Annotated in this window: 8 protein-coding genes; 2 read left to right on the top strand and 6 right to left on the bottom strand. The window is 49.4% G+C overall.

Annotation, left to right across the window (positions count from 1 at the left end; genetic code table 11):
* Positions 1 to 285 precede the first annotated feature (285 nt).
* Positions 286 to 639, top strand: coding sequence for a SnoaL-like domain-containing protein (locus NC796_RS19295; RefSeq protein ID WP_310686829.1), 354 nt, complete (start codon positions 286 to 288; stop codon positions 637 to 639).
* 12 nt (positions 640 to 651) lie between these two features.
* The gene (locus NC796_RS19290) at positions 652 to 1,113 is read left to right on the top strand and encodes a DoxX family protein (protein ID WP_310686827.1); all 462 of its coding nucleotides are present in this window, start codon (positions 652 to 654) and stop codon (positions 1,111 to 1,113) included.
* Between the two features lie 430 nt (positions 1,114 to 1,543).
* Here the strand turns inward: NC796_RS19290 and NC796_RS19285 are convergent, their stop codons facing one another.
* The 6 genes from NC796_RS19285 to NC796_RS19260 form a co-directional block, all read right to left on the bottom strand.
* Positions 1,544 to 3,373 carry a sulfatase-like hydrolase/transferase gene (locus NC796_RS19285; protein ID WP_310686826.1) on the bottom strand — a complete coding sequence of 610 codons (1,830 nt, stop codon included), beginning with the start codon at positions 3,371 to 3,373 and terminating at the stop codon, positions 1,544 to 1,546.
* Between the two features lie 143 nt (positions 3,374 to 3,516).
* Positions 3,517 to 5,118 (bottom strand): AAA family ATPase, encoded by a 1,602-nt coding sequence (locus NC796_RS19280; protein ID WP_310686823.1) that lies wholly within the window; start codon positions 5,116 to 5,118, stop codon positions 3,517 to 3,519.
* Positions 5,119 to 5,863: 745 nt separating this feature from the next.
* Positions 5,864 to 8,527 carry a cation-transporting P-type ATPase gene (locus tag NC796_RS19275; protein ID WP_310686820.1) on the bottom strand — a complete coding sequence of 888 codons (2,664 nt, stop codon included), beginning with the start codon at positions 8,525 to 8,527 and terminating at the stop codon, positions 5,864 to 5,866.
* A gap of 71 nt (positions 8,528 to 8,598) precedes the next feature.
* Positions 8,599 to 9,453 (bottom strand): universal stress protein, encoded by an 855-nt coding sequence (locus tag NC796_RS19270; protein WP_310686818.1) that lies wholly within the window; start codon positions 9,451 to 9,453, stop codon positions 8,599 to 8,601.
* 15 nt (positions 9,454 to 9,468) lie between these two features.
* The gene (locus NC796_RS19265) at positions 9,469 to 10,608 is read right to left on the bottom strand and encodes a chemotaxis protein CheB (RefSeq protein ID WP_310686816.1); all 1,140 of its coding nucleotides are present in this window, start codon (positions 10,606 to 10,608) and stop codon (positions 9,469 to 9,471) included.
* Between the two features lie 521 nt (positions 10,609 to 11,129).
* Positions 11,130 to 19,766, bottom strand: coding sequence for a GH36-type glycosyl hydrolase domain-containing protein (locus tag NC796_RS19260; protein WP_310686814.1), 8,637 nt, complete (start codon positions 19,764 to 19,766; stop codon positions 11,130 to 11,132).
* Positions 19,767 to 19,783 lie beyond the last annotated feature (17 nt).

The following is a 19,783-nucleotide window of genomic DNA, read 5'->3' as shown; positions in this document are numbered from 1 at the left end:
TCAGTATCCTCACGCGAAAAGCCCTGAAAACCAACAGTTTTACCTCGACCGATCAGGTCCGCCGGACGATCGATGCGTTCACCAAAGCGCACAATAAACAGGCCGCTCCCTTTGAATGGAAAAAGAAATTCGTCAAACCGGGAAAGCTGTCGGATAATTACGCTGATTTATGAATCTAAGTACTAGTTCAAGATTATTCCTTAACCTGCTTCATTGGCACCTCCCCTCCTTTCACATAGCTTACCGGTGCATCATTAACACAGGAATAAAAAACACAAGTAAGCTATGAATTCACTTTCGGAACAAATCCACAAACTAAACGACATGTTTGTACAGGGGAACGTCCTTGAGGCTTTCGAGCAGTTTTATGCCGAGGATGTGGTCATGCAGGAAAACGAACAGGAACCGACCGTCGGCAAAGAGGCCAACCGACGCCGAGAAGAGGAGTTTATCAGCAAGGTAACCGAGATACGAGTAGCAAAACCGCTCAAAGTGGCTGTTGGCCTGGGTGTAACCATGGTGGAGTGGAAATTTGATTATACCCATGAAGACTGGGGCGTTCGCGACTATAAGCAGGTATCGGTCCAGGAGTGGGAAGACGGCAAAATCGTTAAGGAAAAATTTTATTACGCAGAATAAGGAGGAAATACAATGAAAGAACTATTACTCAAGACAAAAGACAACTGGTCACCAACAATAATACGTCTTATGCTGGCTCTCGTCATCTTTCCGCATGGCGCCCAAAAACTGCTGGGCTGGTTTGGAGGATACGGCTTTAGCGGAACCATGGGATACTTTATGCAAACCGTGGGTCTCCCCTGGATTATTGGATTCTTGGTTATTGTAATTGAGTTTTTCGCCCCGTTACTTCTGGCGGCAGGACTGCTGATACGCGCGAGCGCCGCCGCCTTGTTCGGACTTTTTGTGGGTATCATATTCAATGCTCACATCCAGCACGGGTTCTTCATGAACTGGTCGGGCAACCAGGCGGGCGAAGGCTTTGAGTACCACTTGCTGGTGCTTGGCATGGCCGCCGCGCTGGTGATCTCGGGTGCCGGCAAATACTCGGCAGACCGGTATCTACTAAATAGGAATAAAACATTGAGCAGTTAAGAAATGCCTCTCAGCCATCCTGTGCCACTGTTCTAAGCTTGACTCAGAATCTAGTTAAAACAACAACCGTTGTAATGATCCAAAATAGAACCAACGCAAGTATCCTTGCGAGATCCTGCATCGAGGTGCAGGATGACTGAATGCTTCTATAGTGAATTATTACTTTCTAACCCAACTGCTAAACCCGTTAGGACTAAATAACAGATAAGAGCTGACTACTTAGGTTCTCTATTAAGGCTTTTCAATAGCGCGGGAATTAATTACCGCGCCAGCGATGGGCATTTTCTACGACTAAGCTCATGGAAGATGCCTTCAGCATTGGGCTAAAATCTACGTAATCAGCGTCATCTGCGGGAAACCATTTCTCCGTGGATGGCGCAGATCACGCAGACAGGATAAGAAAAAATGACACAACCTTATTCCTCTATAGTCACTCACCTACAATAGAGGTCGCAGCGCGCCGGATATAATAATCGGTGCCCCACTGATCGTCGTGGGTTTCCTGCATGGTTTTAATCTTCTCTGATATATGAGTTGGTAGATTATCAATATCTAATGCCTTTATGGTATTCAAAGACCGTAACTTGGCAAAGGGATGCTCCAGGTCAAGCGATTGTTCCAGGATTTGGAGTGCCTCTGACTCATTGCCGTACCGGTACAACGCCTCCGCTACAGCAATTCTCACCGCCGGGGAAGAATCATCGGTATAGTTTAACAGCTTCTCCCCCATTTCAGCTGGTTTCTCATCTGCTACGGAAAATCCTGTGGCCGCCCAAAAACGCACGGCCCCATCTTCGTGATCCAGCCGCCCTGCCAGCGTATCCAGGTTTGCGGAGGCATTTCGTGTGGCGAGCTGAGCCGTCTCAATGATCTCACCAATCGGCAATGATTGCTCTCGCACTACATTATACAGGGGCTGGTCTCCCCGCAGAGAATCGATTGTCTCTTCCGGGATGAAACCCAGGTCAGTTGACTGGTGCATCCAGTCTGAGGTTGCCTTTCGCATACGCTCCAAGATCTCCTGGTACTCGGGGTCACCGGCAAGGTTGTTCACACTGTGGGGATCGGAATCCACGTTGTACAACTCTTCTGCGGGTTTAGTATCGAAAAAACGGCGTTGCGTTTCATTTAAATTGCCTTGCAGGTACTGTTCATGCCAGCTCTGCATCGAAGGAGCACGCCACAGGTACGCCAGGTGCTGCCCGTAAATCCGATGCGGCATGAAATTACGGACATAGAGAAACTCCTTGTCGCGAATCGCCCGCACCAGGTCAAACCGCTCATCCATCCGGCCTCGATAGGTCTGCACGTATTCTCGTGGTTCATCCTCATATTCACCCAAAAACGCTTGGCCATGCATATATTCCGGCGGTTCGATACCGGCCAGGCTCAAGACTGTTTTGGGGAAATCAACAAACGACACCAGCCGGTCTGTACGATCCTGGTCGGGTGCCAGGTGCTGGTATTTGGGCGGAAAATAGACGATAAGCGGTACGCGCAGACCTGACTCAAACATAAACCGCTTTGAACGTGGCAACACGCCGCCGTGGTCGCTATAGTAAAAAACAATCGTATTCTCAGCTTCGCCGGAAGCTTCCAGCTCGTCAAGCACCTCTCCCACCTGGGCGTCCATTTTGGTGATCTGGTCATAATAGTGGGCCCAGTCAGTTTTGATCGCCTCCGTATCCGGGTGGTATGGTGGAATCGGCATCTGGTCGGGATCATGTATCAGTGTATCGATCGGATCGTGGAGCCGGCTTTCATGTGTGGTTGTGAAGTTCCGCACGTGAAAGAAAGGTTGACCCGGATCCCGCGTTTTGTAGGTGGCACTGTCACTGGACTCCACCCACGCCTCCGGCTGGTCGACGGTGTTATAATCCTTCTTCACATTGTTGGTGGTATGATAGCCGACTTCCCGAAGGTATTTGGGAAAGAATTGGATCTGTTCAGGAATGGGAAATGTGCTGCGCATATTTTCGGTCCCCATCACATTGGCGTAGAGACCAGTGATGAGCGTAAAACGCGATGGCGCACAGACCGGTGTGGTTGCAAATGCATTTTCGTAAACCGTGCCCTGTTCGGCCAGTCGATCCAGGTTGGGCGTATCTGCCAGGGTATCCCCGTAAGCTCCCAGGTAGGGGCTGTTATCCTCGCTTGTAATCCAGAGGATATTAGGAGGTTCACTGGTTTCCTCCTGTTGCCCGCAACCCAGCATTACGACGGTTATCAATAGTATAATCCCTATTCGCATCTTCATCATTATTCCATCCCCTTTTCTTTAATTGTCTTAATTCACTAATATCCCGATCACTATTATAGAGTATGTGCCGGGCTTGAGCAAATAGAAGGAAAATCCTGAAAAACTATCCCTGGGCGTTCATCGAAGTTTTTCTAACTTGTTTATCACTGCTCCAATCGTCGTTCAACCAACTTTAGATAAAGTTCCTGCAGGGTGTTGTTAACTGGCTGCTCAGTGTTAACCCTTATATGGTTTGACGGGTGGATTTCGATAGGAGGCTGGTAATTCTGATCAAGTTCTTCGAAATCTTCGAGACGAGCATCGGAGACAATCTCGCTCCCATTATCACGCTGTTTTAACCGTTCTTTTATGGTTTCGTCAGAGGCTTCTGTCTCCACAAAAAGATACTCAAACTGCTGGGCTTCAAGCAATTTCATCCATTCCTGCCGGCCTTCCTGGTTGCTAAAGGTGGCATCCAGGATCACGCTTTCCCCCTGATTTAGCTTTTGCAAGGCACGATTATGCAGCTCCTCATACGTTTTGTCAGACATCTCCGGTGAATACAACTCCTCTCTCTCTGAGGCCGGCGTCCGCTCATAAATCGGCAGCCCGGCCATCGATTTGCGGACATAGTCGGAAGAGTAGTAGTCGATCGACATTTTCTCCGCAAGATTTCCCGCCAGTGTACTCTTTCCACTGCCGATCCGGCCCATAAAGATACAGGCCATCGGTTTGGAACCAAGGGTGGCATACCGCAGGGAGAGATCAAAATAGCGTCGCGCGGTTTCTTCAGCTTGTTTTCGATCCTCTTTAGCCACTTCCTGCTCGGTACTCTGAAGGCTTTTGACCTTGCCCTTCACATAGGCCCGATAACACTTATAAAAATTAATCATCCGGTGCAGATCGGCATCACCAAGCTTGGCCGCCATCTGTTCAACAAAATAGCGCTCCTCCTTCCATCGCCCGTTGAAATCCAGGTCCATTGCCAGGAAAGCCAGGTCCACCGCCAGATCGCCATACCGAAACCGCTCATTGAACTCAATACAATCGTATATCTGTACTTTTTGGGGAGTGATATGGATATGGTCGAGGTGTAGATCACCGTGCCCGTCAACAATCCGCTTCTCCTCGATACGGTGCTTGAACAACCCGGTGTTTTGTTCAAAGTACCCGTTGGTATACGCCTTAATAGCGTTATAGGAAGCCCGGTCAATAATCTCATCACTAAAGGGCTTTGTTTGCCGGAAGTTCTCATCCGTATTGTACTTGATCTTTTCTACGGCTCCATATTCAAGAACCTCCGGTGAAGGATCTTGCTCCCCGTAAAATGATGCCAACTTATCAACAACGCGATCGAGATGGGTGGTGGTCAGGCTCTCATTTTGAATGAGGGAGTGCAGGAAGTATTCTTCGGGAAGCCTGTTCATTTTCACTGCATATTCTACAACGGTGCTGTGCTCTCCCTCTTCCAAACCAAACTGGTTATCATGTAATGTGATCGGAACCACCCCCAGGTAGATATCATCGGTGAGGCGCCGATTGAGTTCGACCTCTCGCTGGCAGAATTTCTTTCGCTTTTGGAGTGTACTGTAGTCCAGGAACTCTAAATCCACAGTTTTTTTAATCTTATACACATATGGATCTGCTATAAAAACATGAGAGATGTGCGTTTGAAGATGCTTTACCTGCTCAGGTTGATGGGAATACGAATCCGGCTGCTCCAAGAAATGAATCAGCCTGGAATATTGATCATCAGAAAGCCTCATGGGACGCCGCTTTTCTTTTAAAAAAGGATTTCACCTGTTGTACAAAATTAAATATATGAATTAATAAAGCCTTTTACTTGTAACCGGCAAACAATAGCTTGGTCCCAATGCTCTGCGTTGGGACCTGTTGGGACGCTCCGTGTCCAGTATAGCCTATGGTGCCACAGGAACGCGGAGCGTCAGAGGGTCTTCCGCCGCAGAGCGTACGGAAGCGAGTAATGGGTGGGAAGATTCCTCGGATTACCGGAATGCTGCTGAATGCCGGTCAGCGACCGGTTTTTGGCAAATGGAAGGTTAGTGGTTCAAAAGCAAATCGTAACGACTGTTTATCTCTCACGTTAAACTAGACAGTTCCATTCAGAATCATTTCTGCCCTCTGAGCGACCCACTCTTGTTGAGGCGGTCCAAAAAGTCACGTTCAACAATCAGATTCCAAAAAGTAACAAATGAGTCTTCCTCCCTGATTATCAGGGAGGAAACAAAGGTGGGTCAACAGAGGGCAGCAAATATTTTTTATTCTGCTATCCCCAGCTTTAGAAAATGACCACGGGCATAGGGTCCAATAATTATAAAATAAGCCTCCTATATAATTGCAAGGACATTACAATTACAATTGCAAGACCCTTACGATTATAATCGTAAAAGCTTCTCAATTATAATCACGAGACTCTTGTGATTATAATCACAAAACCTATACGATTGTGAGACGCTTTAAACGGCATCTCTGGGAGCATTTTAACAAGGATCAACTTTCAGCAGTGCCCTTGGTAAATGACAACCACAGCTGGCCGGCAAGCAGGGGGATCAAACTAAACCCAAAAACGATGCCCCATCCCAAGATGGTTGGTGGTTGAATTTGAAGGACGAGAGCAATAGGTGGAATGTATACAGCCATCAATAAAAGAAGCAGGCAGAGCACCAGGGCGCCCCAGACCCACCGGTTGCGAACGATAGTGTTGTTGAAGATGCCTGAGGAGGAACTTCGCATGTTGAACACATGCCACAGTTGAGAAAGCGCCAGGGTTAAAAATGAGAGCGTGACCGCCGACCTGTTATCAAGTTCCAGCATGTTAAGGCTCAGCAGCAAAACACTGAGGACGGTAGTAGTAATCACCAGCCCATAAACAAAAATGCCTGTCCAGTGGCGGTTGTCCAGGATCGGTTCCTTCGGGGGGCGGGGTGGACGATGCATCACCCCATCTTCTGCTTCCCCCACTCCCAGTGCCAGGGCAGGAAAAACATCAGTGACAAGATTTAGAAATAATATCTGAAGTGGCAGAATCGGAAGTGGAGTTCCCAGCATCGATGCCATCCCAACCACCAGCACCTCACTAACATTGCAGGACATCAGGTAGTAGATAAAACGCCTGATATTGCCAAAGATAATGCGCCCCTGTTCAATGGCCGCCACAATCGAGGAGAAAGAATCGTCCGTAAGCACCATGTCCGCGGCCTCACGTGCCACCTGTGTGCCGCGCTGTCCCATCGCAATCCCGATATCCGCTTTCTTCAGTGCCGGCGCATCATTGACTCCATCCCCTGTCATCGCCACGATGTGCCCGTTTTGCTGATACAGTTCGATCAGATCCAGCTTTTGCCGGGGGCTGATACGTGCAAAGATTGATGTGTCCATCACTGTTCTTTTATCCTGCAGAGAAGCTTCCAGCTCCTCATTTTGCATCAAATCATTCCCATGTATCACCTCGCCTCCCGGCCCATCCTGTAACCCAACCGCGCGGGCTATATAGCGCGCCGTCTCAACCTGGTCTCCGGTTATCATTATGACGCGTATGCCAGCATTTCGGCAGTGATCAATAGCAGGTTTCACACCTTCCCGGGGTGGATCGAGCAATCCTACCAACCCGATGAACACCAAGCCTTCATATGGTTCTCCCGCGTCATCATCCGTATCTTTGTATGCAAAAGCCAGCACACGTAAGCCATCAGCAGCAAGATCCTGGTTTATCACTTTCCACTGATCCTTTTTTTCCTGAGTAAACGGCTTGATCTCACCCTTTTCAATCATATTATCGCAGCGATCCATCACAGAACCTGGCGCCCCTTTTACATGGATCCTGAATTCATCTTCACTCAAACGGTTCCAAGTTGCCATCATTTTCACCTCGGGGTCAAAAGCATCTTCCCTTATCTCGGGATATTTTTCGCTTAATGCCCTCGCTTCAACCCCCATTTTTCGTCCCGCTGACAACAGCGCAATCTCAAGTGGATCTCCGACTCCCTTTTCCAACACCCCCTGATCGCTCAGCGAAGCATTGTTGCACAACACTCCTGTCTCCAGCAGCAGGCGCAGGTCCGGGTCATCCTCAATATTCGGTACTTGATTCGCCTTCCCACTCCCATTTTCGTCAAGTTGAACCTTATGTTCCGAGAGCACTACCTGTGACACTGTCATCCGGTTTTCGGTAAGTGTTCCTGTTTTGTCAGTACAAATCACACCGGTAGCCCCTAGTGTCTCCACTGATGAGAGTCTATTGACCAGCGCATTGCGAGAGGCCATTATTCGAAGTCCCTTGGCCAGGGCAATGGTGGCCACCACAGGCAGCCCCTCCGGGATTGCAGCAACCGCAAGGGCGATGCCCGTCTCAATCATCAGGAACAGCTCCTTGCCGGCGATGATACCCGAAACTGCCACAAAAATGGCGATTACCAATGTCACCACAATCAGCCGGTACCCGAGCTCCGTTCGGGTTCCCGTCGCCACCACAATCCCCTCTCCTGCTCCACGGGTTATAGCGGTTCCCTTGTAGAGCATGCTGCAGCGTTCAGCGAGCACGGTATCTTTCCCAACAGGATCGGTCTGCTTGCTGACCGGCAGGCTCTCCCCTGTTAGCGCAGATTCATCGGCCTGCAGTCGCGAGGCAGCTATAACGCGCATATCAGCAGTCACAACATCGCCGCCCTCCAGGATCACAATATCGCCGGGGACCAGTTCAGAGGCGTCGATCTCCTCAATTGTCCCATCCCTCCGGACGCGCGTATTTACCCTCCCCAGCTTGAAAAGGGCTTCCATAGAGCGCACCGCCCGCAGTTCGGTAAAAAAACCGATCAAGGCATTGATCAGGATGACTACCAGGATTGCCCAGGCTTCAATCGATTCCCCAAACCAAAAAGCGACTAATGCTGCCACGCCCAGCAATCCAATGATCAGGCTGCGAAACTGCTCCAGCAAGATAATCCATACCGATTTCTTTTTGTGCCTCCGTAGAAGGTTCGGACCGAACTTGTTTCTCCTGGCAACAGCCTCTCTTGCAGTAAGGCCTTCTCGACGAGAGTCGTACTCCTCCATCACCTCATCTACCGGGAATGCCCATACTTCACCAGACGAGTCTTTAGGCCGTGTGGAACTTAGGTCTTCTTGGAGGGTTGGGGATGTACCTTGGGTATGCATGGGCAAACAGACGATATTTTTAGCTGATAATATGATCTCACGTTGTACTCACCACCAGACAAATGCAGCTCCTAATGACACATAAAAAGTGGCACCTTACTTCGGGTGAGCAGGTAATGAGTCGTTGAGCCAAATGCAATTCTCCTGAGTGCTGACATGGAATGGGCTCCGAGAATAAGAAGATCCGCAGATATTTTTTTCTGGTGCGCAAGCAGGTTTTCTCCAGGAGTATCTCCTTCCAGAACAGTCTTGGTCACATTTTTAAAACCATGACCTCTCAGGTAGTCCTCTGCCAACCGCAATACCAGGTTTGACTCGTCGCGGCTTCGCTCTGAACTTCCCGAATTGACATGAACCAGTTCCATCTCTAACTCATTGCCATACGGCTGTAGTTGCACAAACCACTGCAGCGTCCGTGCCACCGAGCGTTCACCGTCAAAAGCCACCAATGCTCGTTCAATATCTCTATATGATTCCATGACCACCAGGGAGGGCACAGTGCCTTTCTTTACAATCTTGGATAGGGTATTGGTCTTTTTTTCAGGCTGACTATAGAAAAAGTGGGTATCGCGGCCGATAATGAGCAGATCATGATATTTCATATCCTCAATGATGCGCTCATAGGGCACTCCCTCTTCCATGACCTCGCTGTGCTTGACACCGGCCGTACTGACCGTTTCCTCAAATGCGGCAAGTAGTTTTCCCGCCTCCTTGCGAGTATTTTCACTCACCATTTTCTGAAGGTGTTCGGGATAGTACATGATACCAACACTGCCGCCACTGACTTCAGCAGCTACTTGTTCAGTATCTACAACAGCAAGCCCGGTTACAGTTGCATCAAAATTCCGTGCCAGCTGAATTCCATAAATTGTGGCAACCTGTGTATCCACATCCGGATCCAGGGCTATTAATATTCTTTTAATCATAGCTTGTCTCCCATGTTAGTTAAGTGTACTGAAAAGATGCTTGTCCAGGTATCGAAACTCTGAATACCCGGTCGGTGATATTTCTCTTTTCTTAATTTCCGCCTCCGCATATGGTCGAACCGCCCCTTTGTCACGTTTCAGAAAATGCTGTACCATCTGTTCTGTGGGACTTATGATATCGCAGTAACCCGTCTTAACCACAGCCAAAGGGAGGTCCGGCATTAGTGATGTGCTAATGTCCTGAACCAGTACATGTCCCCCGGCCTGTTTTATAGCACCAGCGCCGGCCACGCCGTCTTTCCCACACCCACTCAAAATTACGCCCATGGCTCCCGGTCCATAAAGTCGCCCTGCCGAACGGAATAGCATATCGATGGAGGGGCGGGCGTCGTGCTCACGGGGTCCCTTGTGTACTTTCAGCACTGTCTCATTTCCATCCCGGTGTACTTCAGAGTGAAAACCACCTGGAGCTATCCAAACTCCACCGCCATTTAAAACAACTCCATCGGTTGCTTCCCGAACTTCCAAATCAGAGACTTCATCCAAGCGGGCGGCCAATACCTTCGTATAATATTTCGGAAGATGCTGCACAGCAACGATCGGGATGTTAAAATTTTTGGGTAACGTTTCAATAAGTTTGAAGAGTGCCGCTGGTCCCCCAGTGCATCCCCCGATGGTTATCAGGTTGAGGGGCCATATAGAAGTCAAATCTTTCTCAAAACTTTGTGACATGGTTCCTTCTCTCATCCCGTGATTTGCTCGCAACGATGCTTCAACAATTGGGATCAATCTTTTAGTCAGGTGGCGCTCGGCAAAAAGCATTGAGCAAAAATTTTCTGACTTTGTGATAAAGTCAACCGCTCCCAATCGCAGGGCTGCTATTACGACCGCTGCTCCGGGTTCACTCCGTTCACTCAAAATAATGACGGACAGGTTGGGAAACCGAATCTTGATGGTACTCAACTGCGCGATCTCTTCTACCGAATCAGGGCTAATTCCCAACAAAAGAAGATCTGGCTCTGCCTCGATAATATGTTCCACTGCCCGGTTTGACTCCCCGTTAATTACGATTTGATGTTGAGTTTTTTCCTGGAGGATTTGTGCAATGGCTCGGCGGGTGATTACATCTCCATCTATTACTAAAATCTTTGTCATTTTTCTATCCTTTTGATGTTCAGTATTCCTGTTTTTTCGTCTCCCATTAGTCGACCCTCCATTGATTTACAAGAACCTAAATCATCTTTGGCTAATCTTCTGTAGTAAAAAAATTGGATAATATGTAAGTCTTTTCACTACATGTGCTTGTGGAGTAATAATAACTGGTACTTTCAATTCATTCTGAATAAAATAATGATTACGGACCTTTGCGTAGGATACATGGATAAAAATTTTATCAATTTGACTGATGTTAACCCCAAAGGTCGCTAAGAAATCGCAAAGGACCACAATGGATTTCTTAATGTAACTTTGTGTATTCTCAGTGATACTCTGTGCAACCATTCCACCAGCGCCTTTGATAATTGTAATTTGGTATTTATTTATATATCTGTTATTCCGTTCAGCAGCGCATTCGAGTGCCCCAGCCCCTTGCTACGCTGCGGCACCCTTCCGGGAGAGGATTTCTATGAAGTTTTCTCTTGGTATGGATTTCTAACTTGTTTGGTGGCTGATATTCTCTAACTTCTTGGCCCAATTGCTGCTTCCACGTGATGGGTTTTCCCATCCTTTTTCATTCGAAAGGTAAAAGATCCTTTCTCATTTTCGTGGGATACTCCATCGATTACACCGGTTATTTTCCCCGAACTCAGGCCATTCTTGTTGCATACCTTGATTACATAGATCGAGTCTCCCTCCAACTCCCTTATCCGCACCGTGTATTCACTCCATTTGGAAGAAATGTGAGGCTCGATGGTTACTTTGTTGCCCTCGGTGATCCTGACTCCCAAAACCGATTCTACAAACACCCGGTACATCCATCCCGCGGATCCAGTGTACCAGGTCCACCCGCCCATGCCAGTCAGTGGGGGCTCGCCATAGATATCAGCAGCTACCGCATAGGGCTCCACCTTGTAGCGCATTACGAGGTCATAAGTAGCAGCATGCTGTACCGGCGAAAGCATCCGCAACAACTCAACCGCCCGCTCACCTCTGTCTAGTTCAGCAAAGGCACTTATCAGCCACAATGCCCCATGGGTGTATTGCCCGCCATTTTCGCGAACGCCGGGTATGTAGCCCTTGATATAGCCCGGGTCTTTTTCCGTTTTGTCAAAAGAGGGAGTCAACAGGCGTATAATACCCTCATGCTCCGACACCAGCATTTGATAGGCGGAATCCAGCGCTTTTTTTGCCTGACTGGACGGGGCGGCCTTCGAGATAACCGACCACGCCTGTGCAATCGCATCAATTTTACATTCGTCGTTTGTCGAGGATCCCAGCGGTGTCCCATCATCATAGAAGGCGCGGCGATACCATTCTCCATCCCATCCGTCCGTATTGAGATGAACTTTTAATTCCTTCTGGTAGGCAGAGTACCGGTCCACGCGCTCGCTCTCTTTTTTCTTTTTAACAATCGGAATAAAATCAGCCAGTATCCTGTAAAGGAAAAAGCCCAGCCAAACGCTCTCGCCCTGGCCCTGCTCTCCCACCCGATTCATACCGTCGTTCCAGTCGCCGGTTCCTATGAGGGGAAGTCCATTCTTCCCCTTGGTTAATGACCGATCGATGGCCCGGCAACAGTGATTGTAGAGTGTATCCTCGGTTCCGGCGTCTTTCGGAGTTAAATAGGCCTCATCCTCTCCCTCATTCAGCTTCCGGGCAGTAAGGAAGCCAACCTTCTCATCCAGGATGCTGTAATCACCTGTTCTGCGGACATAAAGCGCGGTTATATAGGGCAGCCACAAAAGATCATCGGTTATACGGGAACGGATGCCCCGGTCTGTCGGTGGGTGCCACCAGTGCAGCACATCACCTTCTGGAAACTGGTGGGCAGCATGCAGCAAAATTTGCTCCCTCGTCATTTGTGGATCCAGATACAGCGCAGCACCCGCATCCTGCAACTGATCCCTAAACCCGTAAGCTCCGCCCGACTGGTAAAACCCTGAACGCGCCCACATTCGGCACGCTATGTTTTGGTATTGGAGCCAGCCGTTGGCCAACAGATCCAGCTCGGGCAGCGGCGTCTGTACCCGGATTCTGCCTAACTTTTGTTGCCAAAACTCACGAACCTCGCGCAGGCTTGACTCCAGCACCTCGGGATCACAATACTTTTCAATCAATTCACGGGCCTTTTCTTCAGAAATCGCCTCACCCACCAGGTAGTATATGTCTAGTGTACTCCCTGACTCCATGAAAAAAGATGACTGCATCGCCCCGCACGAATCGATACCAGCTCCTGATTCTCCATCCAATAATTCGTTGTAAATCACTCCTACCGGGTTGTTTAGACTTCGATTCCTGCCAATAAACGCCTCACGGTTAGCCGTATAGCTGTCTTCAGTACTTTGTTCTGTAAACTGGGTGGTAAACGCTATACGACCGGCAAATTCGTTGTTGTAATGATTCTGTGCAAAAACAGACTGCAGTTCGGGGTCGATGTTCGTAAGAATATGCCTGGTGGATTTTTCTCGCTGAACGCCCAGCACCCAGTCATTGTACCGAATCAACGAAAGGTGCCGTGTGGAAAGGTCCGTGTTGTGCAGCCGGAGCTTCACAATTTTCAAGGGATCATTCAGGGGGACCCATTTTGTTACCTCCTGCTCAATATTCATGATGCGGCTTTGGGTTACAGAATAACCAAATCCGTGGCGCACCTCATACTGGTGACTGCCGGCCACAGGACCCGGCGTTGGTGTCCAGTAAAGCCGCTGCTCTTCATCCCTGACGTAAATCACCTCTCCCGGCGGATCCACCACCGCGTCGTTAGACCAGGGCGTCAGCCTGTTTTCCCGGCTATTCTGGCTCCAGCTATAATCAGACCCTTTCTCGGAGGTGATAAAGCCAAACTCTGGATTTGCTATCACATTGATCCAGGGGGCCGGCGGATATTCCAGGCGTCCTGTATCCTCGCTGGTCTTAAGTGTAATTACATACTCATTGCCATCTTGGGTAAAACCACCGAAACCGTTGTAAAACTTCAGATCAGCTCTCATCTGTGGCTGTTCTTCCTGCCCTTTCAAATCGATAGGACGATACTGATGTTTGAACTGGTAAGCATCTATATCCTGCCAATCTCCCTTGAAACTAAACTTTTTGATCTTTCCACTGAGTACGCAGGACGCTACTGTCTCCAGCAATATTCGGTCTTGCGGGGACAGATCATCTCCACGCAACACGAATAGACCGCCTCGCTCATTCAACCATTGACGTTCCGTTGACGACTGTATCATCTGGTGTATCGTCTGATGCAGCTCATCAGCATAGGATGGTGGATGATCATTGATAATGACCAGGTCGACCTTAAATCGCTTGAGTCGCCAGAGGGCGTGTGCTTTCAGAAGCAGGTCAATATATTTCAGATAATCGGTATCCTCTATACTGTACAGCAGGATCGGGTAATCCCCGGAGATACCGTAGGTCCACAGGCCGGACTGGGTTTTCCGATTTTTTTGAATGACGGATCCATGAGTCCTGAGAGCGGGTTCTCCATACAGAAGTGCCCCGGCAAGTTTTTGGAGAGTGTGGGCTTGTTGTCCGCTCAGCCCGATATGTTCCAACTCCACACGACCGTAAATTGAAGCCAATTCAAAAACCCGATCGGTGGCATAGGGATTGTCATAGCGATCGGCCATAGTGACGGCCTCTTCCCGGCTGTTGACCTTCCCCAGGCCATACGTTACACTTTTTTTCTGCCCCGGTTTCAGCTCAATAATCCGTCGCATACTTACAATTGGATCGGGCACATTGCCAGTTGATCCGCTTAGATCATGATCAATGTCCAAGGCAGCCGGTTCTTTCAGCGTTCTTCCACGGCCTATAAATTTTCCACGATCTGTTTCGTACTCCAGGGGTTCGGGCAGATTATTGATGTCATCGCTGGCCATGGTATGTACCAACCAGCTTTCTTTCTCTTCTTTGGCACGGGGACGCCGTCGGGCAATTAGGGCATGATGCTCGGGAATATGATCGGTTTGTACAAAGAGGTTTGAGAATGCCGGGTGTGCAGCATCCGCTTCCTGGGTATTGAGGACAATTTCGGCATAACTGGTCACCTCCAGCCGCCGCACGCGGTCCGAGTAGTTGGTCAGCGTAATTTTTCTCAGCTCGATATCGTCATCCGAGGAGACGCAGACCTCCATGAAAGATTCAATCCAGTCGTCAACCCGGGCCGTCTGCACTTTGCCGTCATGGAACCAGCTGTCGTAGCGATCGGCTTTCCGCTGTACAGGCTGATGCCCCATCGACCAGTACTCACCGTTTTGCAGATCTTTGATATAAAAGAAAAAACCATAGGGATCCTGCACTCGGTCGGCTCTCCAGCGAGTTAGTGTAATATCATCATGCGAAGAGTATCCGGTTCCGGCATGTGTAATCACAGTGCTGTGGCGCCCATTCGAGAGGATGTGGGTACGCGGTGTGGAATCGTTCAGTGCCTGCTGGTCAGAGTGGTCGACCACAGATTCAAGCTTCTGCTCTTCTCCAGGTTCCAATTCCACATCGATCGGTCGGGGTTCTTTAATGGGCACTCCTTTTGGAATCCGCTCCTGCAGCAGCAGCTCGCACGACTGCACCAGTGGATCGTTGTGGAACAGGTGCTGAATCAAATTATTTTTCAGTACGTTTGTCATTGCCAACAATCCCATACCCTGGTGGTGCGCCATATACATTTTGACAATGATATTATCCTCTCCTTTTTCTATGCGAGAAGGCGTGTAATCGATCGCTTCATAAAATCCATTCAGGCCGTATCCCCCCTCTTTTTTAATCTGTTTTAGGTTTTTAAAAGCCGCTCGCGGCCTGACCATCAGGGCCAGCATGCTTGCATATGGTGCCACCACATAGTCTTCGGCCAGTCCCCGGCGTAACCCCAAGCCGGGTGCCCCAAACGCCCGGTACTGGTAGTGCATTTCAAGATTCAACAACCCGTATGCACTTTCCGAAACGCCCCAGGGATTACTTCTGCTGGACCCGTACTCCTCCTGCCATTCCACCACATAGTCATAGGTTTGGCTTAGCAACGTACCTTCGTAGCGACTCATAAAGAGCAGCGGCATCAGGTACTCAAACATGGTGCCCCCCCATGACAACAAAATCTCGTTCCGTTCAATGCTCGTCAACCTCCTGCCCAGCCTGAACCAGTGTTCAGGAGGCACCTCTCCCTTTGCAATGGCCAGGTAGGAGGCCAGCCGAGCTTCACTTGATAACAGGTCATAGGTCCCTTTGTCAGCAGAAGCCCGGTCCATATTATACCCAATGCTAAAGAGACCCCGCTTTTTGTTGTACAGGATACTGAAATCCATCTCCCTGACCATCCCGCCACACCAGCCGGCCAGTTCTTCTGCCCGCTGGAGCCACTTGGCAAATGGTTCGCGTTGTGCCAAATCACCCAGTGCAGGGTAGGGATTTGATGCAAATATCTTTTTTCTGGCGGTCATTGCCTTGCTTACTTCACGGATCTCATATAGTTGTCGTTCTATCTGTAGCAATGGCTGATCAAACCAGTCCCGGATCTCTTCAAATTCAACATCTTTGATCCGGTCACTTAAGATATCCAGGTCTATCTCTCGGAGATTTTTAGCGTGTTCGGCAAGATCTGTCAGCATTGTTTCCCACTGCTCCAACCCAACGGGTAATGGCCTGCCCAACTTTTTGTCGAATAGGTCGAGAATTTCCGTTATCGCTTTATAGGTCTTACTCTCGGTCTCTCCCCGGCAATATTCTTCCGTCAATTGATGGAGTACAAAAACAGTGTCAGCCAAACCGCTCCAAAAAGCATTATTGGGCCACTCACGTTTTTTCAACTCTTCCATCATCTGCTTAACCACCAGCAGCGAGGCCGCAAGGTTTCCCGAGTCAACCGTGGAGATATACCGGGGATTCAGGATCTCTCCCAGCTTGGTGCTGTACCAGTTGAAAAAATGACCGTTGTAGGTTTCCAGCAATTTCATTGAACCCAGCGAATTGCCCAACCGATCCAGCAGCGTAGTAATATTCAGATATCCCAGTTCATAAGCAGATATAGCCGCTGTCAACGCCAGGCCCATATTGGTCGGCGAAGTCCGTCCCACGGCTCCAATGTATGGCTCTTCCTGGAAGTTATCGGGCGGCAGCCAGGAGTGCTCAGCCGTTGTATACCGCTCGAAGTATTGCCAGGTCCGGCGGGCGTATCCCCGCAGCTCGGTCTCCTCCTCATCGCTAAGCTCTTTTTTAGAAGGCTTGAAATCGCGACTGATATACCATCCCACAAGAGGAGCCGCAATCCATGCCAGGCCAAATGGGACCGCCAGAAAAAGGATAGAGGGCTTAAAAAACCAGCCGCCGACAATAACAACAACCGCCCAAAACAGGTTAATCCACATCGTGCGGTAGTATGTTGCCAGGCCACCTCCCACCTGACGCTCCGTGTGTAGCGCCGAGGTCCACTCCAGAAGGTTCTCCTTTGAAACGGTTATCCGCCATAATGTTCGGAAAACCGCATCCAGCTGGATGTAAGCCTGGTGCGGCATGAACACAAGAGTGGTGACCGATTGTATGGTGTTGATCTTTAGGTTATCACGGATTTTCTTGAGGTACAGCTTCCATGCCACACGCCGCGGCCTGTTCAGTATCTCCGTGGAAAAGCTGGAATAAATCGGGAACGCCATGATACCCACGACGGCCGCGGTCCATGCAAGCGCGGGGCCAGGCAAAATCGTCCAGCCCAACAGCAGGAAAATCAACAGTGCTGCCGGGTTCAACGAACGGCGAAGGTTGTCAAAAATCTTCCACCTGGAAATAATATTTATAGGATTATGGCCCTTCCCCTCCCCGTCACTTGATGGTACTTTCGGCAACAGCCACTGCAGAATCTGCCAGTCGCCGCGTACCCAGCGATGGTTTCTTTTTGAGTAACTTATGTAGGTGGTGGGATAGTCGTCAAAAAATTCGATATCGGTCAGTAATGCCGAACGCAGGTAGGTGCTCTCCAGCAAATCATGAGAAAGGACCATGTTTTCGGGAAAATGCCCACCCAGCAGCTTTTCAAAGAGTTCAACATTGTATAACCCCTTTCCGGTAAAGACCCCCTCACCAAACATATCCTGGTAGACATCGGAGACGGCCGTAGTGTAGGGATCCAGCCCCACGTTGCCGGAGTATATCCTGGCAAACCATGATTTGTTGGCCGATTGGGGGGGAATGGAGATGCGCGGCTGAAAGATACCATATCCTTTTGCGACACGGTTTCCGGATTCAGTAAGCCTGGGGCTGTTCAACGGGTGGGCGGCGGTTCGGATCAAATCGATGGCTCCACCCGGTGGCATTTTGGTATCGGCATCAAGGGTGAGGACATACCTTACCGGGATATCTTTAATGGATTCCCAAAAACCGCCTTCCACATGCTCATATGTCGATTCAGCCTTTGGATCTATTAGAAGCCTGTTTAACTCCTCCAGCTTTCCCCGCTTTCGTTCCCACCCCATCCAGACGTTCTCTTTCTCGTTCCACAGGCGTCTGCGATGCAAAAGAAAAAAGCGATTCTCAGAGTCCTCCTTATAGCGTTCATTGAGGTTTTGAATCTCCTGTTTTGCTGTGTTAATAATTTCTTCGTCATCTGGCATGTGTTCTTCCGGGGCATCGGTAAAGTCGGAGAGCATGGCGTATTTCAGCCCTTTGTTGGGATTGGCCAGGGCCCGTATTTCAAGGGATTCAAGTTGCTTCCTTACATCATCCGGTGAGGTGAACAGGGTGGGAACCACAACGAGCGTTCGGTATTCATCAGGGACCGGGCCCTCAATCTCGAGTTTGGGTAAAATACGGGGCGGAAGAAGCAGCGTCAAGATTCGATGTGTCGAAACCACCGACATATCCAGCGCCGGTAAAAAGGCCGCCAGGAGCGTTATAATTGTTAGCCACAAGGGAGCTTCAAGAAAACCGGTAGCAAGGGCAGCAATACCCATCAACACAATAAAATGCAGGAAAATGACAAAAAAATAGCCAACAGAATGGCGTTCAAACCAATGAAAGATCCATTCCCCAAAACGCTCCCGGTAGCCTACTTTCGTCTTTAGTTGCTGGTATCCTTCATCCATCAGGTAGTACCCAATGTGACTCTGAATATGGTTTTCTTCCCCTTTTATCTTGCTCTCATTTTCTGCAAGGACGAGCGCCTTTTCTGCTACTTCCTGCTCAGAGAGATTGGTATGGAGGCTCAACTTTTCGATTATCTTGCGGTAGGTGTCCCGAGTTTTAAAATCCATCTGGGCGTAATGCCCCGATGGGTCGAGCCGCAATATACGCTCCATGACCGAGGTCTCTTCTACAAAATCCGACCAGTCGGCCTCCGAAACCTCCCGCAGTGAACTTATGGCATTTTGGATACTCAGGTGAAGACGAGAGGTTTCCTGGGCTTCTGTCCGCATCTGCTTCTCGAGGGTGGTATCCTGTTTACGATACCGGTAATCGAACCAGCTCCTTTCCATCTCGGTGAGCATGCCGGTGTTCTGAAGTCGTCGCGCCAGTGCAAGAAGAAAATCGTTGTCTTCAAGATCACTTTTGGGGAGCGATCCCAGCTTTCTCAACAAATAACCGGGTTCATCGGTATCTCCTTCCAGCATTTTGTCGACCAGGTTGGTAGCCCTGATCTTCGTCTGGCGAATCTTTATCAGCTCCTCTGAACGCTCCGCCAGGCGCAATATCAGCATCAGCCTAATCATAATCGGTACAGCCCACAATTCGCCAATCCTTAGCGGTTCTATGTGCTGAAAGGCTTTCACCACGGTCTTGGTATTTTCACGATCAATAATATTATCACTCAGAACCGCCAGTTTGTGTACTACCTCATAGATCCGTGAATAGCCGGTGAAAGGTCCGCTCTCCAACCGCGGCAGTTTTCTGTAATACGAAATGGGCAGATCCTCTTTGAGCTGGACGATCTGCTCCTGGATGATATAGAAATTGTCGATCAACCATTCCCCGGCAACGGAGAGCTCGCGGTTTTTTCGGGCTGCCCGCGCAAGTGCACGGTATGTTGTTGTCAGCGTCTTTTTTGACGAACTAAGCAGTGGTTCAATAGCCTGGAGTGGCTTGGCCTTAAGTGTTACAGCTTGCTCACGGCCCAGCCGCTGGATTTCATCCTCCAGGAGCTGTTGATTGTAATGCACCTGTGCCTGGTCTGGCATGGTTTTCCTTTCTATTG

Origin of the sequence: Aliifodinibius sp. S!AR15-10 (assembly GCF_031569985.1) — a bacterium.
GTDB lineage: Bacteria > Bacteroidota > Rhodothermia > Balneolales > Balneolaceae > JAMQKA01.
This window is presented reverse-complemented; position numbering and strand designations above follow the sequence as displayed.